This is a genomic window from Burkholderia sp. NFPP32 (assembly GCF_900119325.1).
Taxonomy (GTDB): domain Bacteria; phylum Pseudomonadota; class Gammaproteobacteria; order Burkholderiales; family Burkholderiaceae; genus Burkholderia; species Burkholderia pyrrocinia_C.
The window spans coordinates 1-3892 of sequence record NZ_FPJP01000062.1 but is presented as its reverse complement, the minus strand read 5'-3'; the positions used below and the strand labels follow the sequence as shown (position 1 = coordinate 3892).

The 3892-nt window shown below is 60.1% G+C and carries 4 protein-coding genes; 2 read left to right on the top strand and 2 right to left on the bottom strand.

The features are described from left to right. Together BT264_RS36995 and BT264_RS36990 are read right to left on the bottom strand one after the other, a co-directional pair. A partial coding sequence (locus BT264_RS36995; protein WP_143155854.1) for a transporter substrate-binding domain-containing protein occupies positions 1 to 477 on the bottom strand: 477 nt, incomplete at its 3' end. Between the two features lie 341 nt (positions 478 to 818). Further along, positions 819 to 1754 carry a LysR family transcriptional regulator gene (locus BT264_RS36990; RefSeq protein WP_072445468.1) on the bottom strand — a complete coding sequence of 312 codons (936 nt, stop codon included), beginning with the start codon at positions 1752 to 1754 and terminating at the stop codon, positions 819 to 821. Positions 1755 to 2127: 373 nt separating this feature from the next. Between BT264_RS36990 and BT264_RS36985 the strand changes: the two genes are divergently transcribed. Both BT264_RS36985 and BT264_RS36980 read left to right on the top strand, forming a co-directional pair. Then, complete coding sequence (locus BT264_RS36985; RefSeq protein WP_072445467.1) at positions 2128 to 3564, top strand: NAD-dependent succinate-semialdehyde dehydrogenase; 1437 nt, start codon at positions 2128 to 2130, stop codon at positions 3562 to 3564. A gap of 12 nt (positions 3565 to 3576) precedes the next feature. After that, positions 3577 to 3892: carboxymuconolactone decarboxylase family protein (locus BT264_RS36980; protein WP_110281492.1), on the top strand; the 316-nt coding region annotated here is incomplete at its 3' end.

Genomic DNA, 3892 nt, shown 5'->3' with positions numbered 1-3892 from the left:
CCCGGAACTCCGCCGGGTACGGCTTCCGATGCTTGCCCATGACGGCACCTCCTCTTCAAAAAGAATAGGTGTCCGTTGAAGCGGGTCAACTTCAGCCGTCGCCGAATCATGCTGTACCTGTCCGGCAATGATGCCGAGGCGCGCATCGGGACATTCGGCGATTGAGGAATAGCTACTGAGCGCTCTCGGGTTTCCTGGTCGAACCAGAAAGCCGTCCTCGATTCCCCACACCGGCACGCTGAACGCCACAGTCTTGGCACGCTGCGGCGTCACAAAGAGAGGAACGTTCATGTCCCAGCGACCTTCTTCAACGCCGGATAGCAATTCGCTGAACGTCGTCAGGCAATGCTCGATCCTGGTGACGCCGATCTGTCGCAGGATCGTCTCAGCGAGCTCGATATCTGCACCGGTAGCGGTGCCATCCGCTTCGGTCCAGCCGAACGGAGGTTCTTCGATGTACGCAATCGTTACCTTCATCGCTTCGTCTCGCAAACCGAAAACGGCCGCCAGACCTGGCGGCCGATTGTTGACGATTTTACTCCCATGCATAAATGTCTCTTCCCGGACCCGGCCAGCTGCGGTCCCGGCAGCCCGGGACCGTCTGAATCCGCCACCCGAATACGCCGTTGGTGGCACGCTCGCAAACGACTGCAATTGATCGGGAACCGGTAGCGACAGATCTAGTCCAGCACCAGCGACAATGTATGCGGATTCATCGATCCGACGTCCTTGCCGTGTCATAACCGCATACGCTCAATACGACGGGCCGGCGTCGGGAAATCGGATACCCTCCCCGGCCATGCCGACCGTGAGGTAGATCACACGACCGTGATAGCGAGCTCCTCCGCATACGCATTCAACCGGTCACCAACCCGCACCTTGAGTACATCGATGAACCGTTTGATTTTTGCGTCGACGAACTGACGCGACGAATACACCGCATATACGTTGCGCTGAGCGGTGTGGAATTCAGGCAGGACGCGAACCAGCGATCCTTTACGCAAATCGTCGATTGCCGAGAAGGCGGCGATCAGCCCGATCCCCGCGCCCTCCTGCAACACCGTGGACATCGCATCCATGTCGTTGATACTGAAGTGCGATCCCGTCGGACGATACGTCGCGTCGCCGGCCCTGCCTTGCAGATGCCACTCGTCTGGTGCGTAATCGACCGTGCTCAGGAGCACACATGTGTGATCGACGAGATCTTCCACACATTCGGGAGCCGGATATCGTGCCAGGTAATCGGGCGACGCCGCCAGAATGCAATGGCTGGCGCCGATCTTCTGGCTCACATACGCCGAGTCCGGCAGCGTGCGCGCAATCACGATCGCCACGTCGAGCTGCTCTTCGAGCAGATTCGGCATCCGCTGCGACAGCATGAGATCGACCGACACTTCCGGGTATGCGCGCCGATAGGCAAGCACGGCTTGCGAAACAAGTTGACGGCCTAATCCCGGCACCGCGTGCACGCGTAATACACCGCGCGGCTCCAGCAGCGCATCGCGGGCTTCCGCTTCTGCCCGTTCGATGTCCGAGAGGATCGCAACGCTGCGCTCGTAAAAACGTCGCCCCGCATCGGTGACCACGAGCCGTCGCGTCGAGCGCTGAAGCAACCGAGTGTTGAGATTGTCCTCGAGCAACGAGACCGCTCGAGAAATGTTGCCGACAGTCGTATCGAGGTGGTTTGCAACAGCCGTGAAGCTGCCCATTTCGACCACTTTTGCGAACACCGACATGGTGAAGACCTTGTCCATTGCGCACCCTTGTTTGAATTTTTCGTCGAATCGCTGCGTTGTGGCTCGCGCGAGCCGGTGATCATAGGGCCCGCGCCTATATCGTGCAGTCAGCGCGGGACATCGTGTCGTTTTTGCGCATCCTTTCATTTTTCTTTCATGTCAGCGGGGATTTTCTCTCCAGAGACAAGATTCATTCTTTCCGGCCCCTCTAAGTTGCCGCCCGCTTCACGCCTAGACTTGGTCCCGAAGTCAGGCAGTCAGAACGCGGACGTTTCAAACCCGAACTCAGCCCGCCACGGCGGATCATCCAGACACGGCGTGGCGCAGGTTGCCCTATCCGGCTCGCGACGAACACGAATTGAATCGCAATCCTAATCATAAAGGTACTACCATGGACATCACTTACGACGCACTTCATCTCTTCATCAATGGCGAATGGATCGGCGCGAGCGAACGGGAAACAGCCCCCGTGATCAACCCCGCTACGCAAGTTGAGATTGGCCGCGTGCCCCTCGCGACGGCAGCCGATCTGGATCATGCGTTGAAGGTTGCGGAACGAGCCTTCGAAGTCTGGCGCAACACCGGGCCGGCCGATCGAGCCCGCATTCTCAAGCGTGGTGCGGATCTGATCCGCGAACGCGCTGAGCACATCGCAACCGTCATGACACTCGAAGAGGGTAAGCCATTGGCAGAAAGTCGCGACGAAGTCCTGCGCGCCGCCGAATACTTCGAATGGTTCGCCGAAGAAGCACGTCGCATCGATGGCCGTGTGGTGCCATCCAATCGCCCCGGTGTGCAACAACTCGTGAAGAAGCAGGCAATCGGGCCCGTGGCTGCTTTCACGCCGTGGAACTTCCCCGCGATCACCCCAGCGCGCAAACTCTCCGCCGCACTCGCCGCAGGGTGCAGCATCATCATCAAACCCGGCGAGGAGAGTCCGGCCACCGCGCTCGCGCTGGCGCGTGCACTCGACGATGCCGGTTTGCCCAAGGGCGTGCTGCAGGTCGTATTCGGCGTGCCGGATCAAGTCTCGAAGCACCTGATCGCTTCCCGGGTGATCCGCAAGGTGACGTTCACTGGCTCGGTGCCGATCGGCCGTCTGCTGTCGGCACGCGCAGCCGAAGGCGTCAAACCGATCACGCTGGAACTCGGCGGCCACGGGCCCGTCCTCGTCTTCAATGATGCGGATGTCGAAAAGGCCGCGGTCGAAGGCGCAGCGAACCGCTTTCGCGGTACCGGCCAGATCTGCATCTCGTCCACGCGCTTTCTGATCCAGCGCGACGTCTATGACGAGTTTGTCGGGCACTTCGTCCGCACGGCCAAGGCGCTCAAGGTCGGGAATGGCATGGACCCGGACACTCAGATCGGACCGCTGGCAAATCCACGCCAGCTCGCGAAGATGGAGGAACTCATCGCCGATGCCGTGGAACGTGGCGCAAAGATTCTCGCCGGTGGCAAGCGCATCGAGGGTGACGGTTACTTCTTCGAGCCTACCGTCCTCGCCGACGTTCCCGTGGACGCGCGTGTGATGCACGAAGAGCCGTTTGGCCCGATTGCGGTGCTGATGCGCTTCGATACTCTCACCGACGGACTTGCCGAAGCGAACCGGTTGCCATACGGGCTCTCCGCCTATGCGTTCACGAGCAATGCGCGTACGGCGATCGACGTAGCGGACGGTCTCGAAGCCGGCATGATCGGCATCAACCAGTACCGAATCGTTTCAACTGAACTGCCGTTTGGCGGCATGAAGGAAAGCGGTCACGGTTCGGAAGGTGGTGCCGAAGGCATCGAGTACTACCTCACGCACAAGTTCATCAGCCAGGCTTAAAGGAGTATCGCCATGTCTCAAGCAGATTTCGGCAGTCCGCGCGAAGCCGCGCGCGCCTTTACGCCGAAGCTCTCGGCATTCGTCGACGACACGTTGAATCCGTGCGTGTGGAGCGACCCGACGCTCTCGCTCCGCGACCGTAGCCTTGTAACCGTCGCCGCGTTGATTGCGGGGGGCCACCTCGACGAATTGCCGTCGCACCTCCGTCGTGCCGTGACGAACGGGGTAACGCACGCATTGACTCAGGATATTTGTTACCCGACCGTGGTCGTTGCCTCATGTAATTTGCTACCCGTCAGAATGCAGGCGGGAGCGACTTATGACGAGG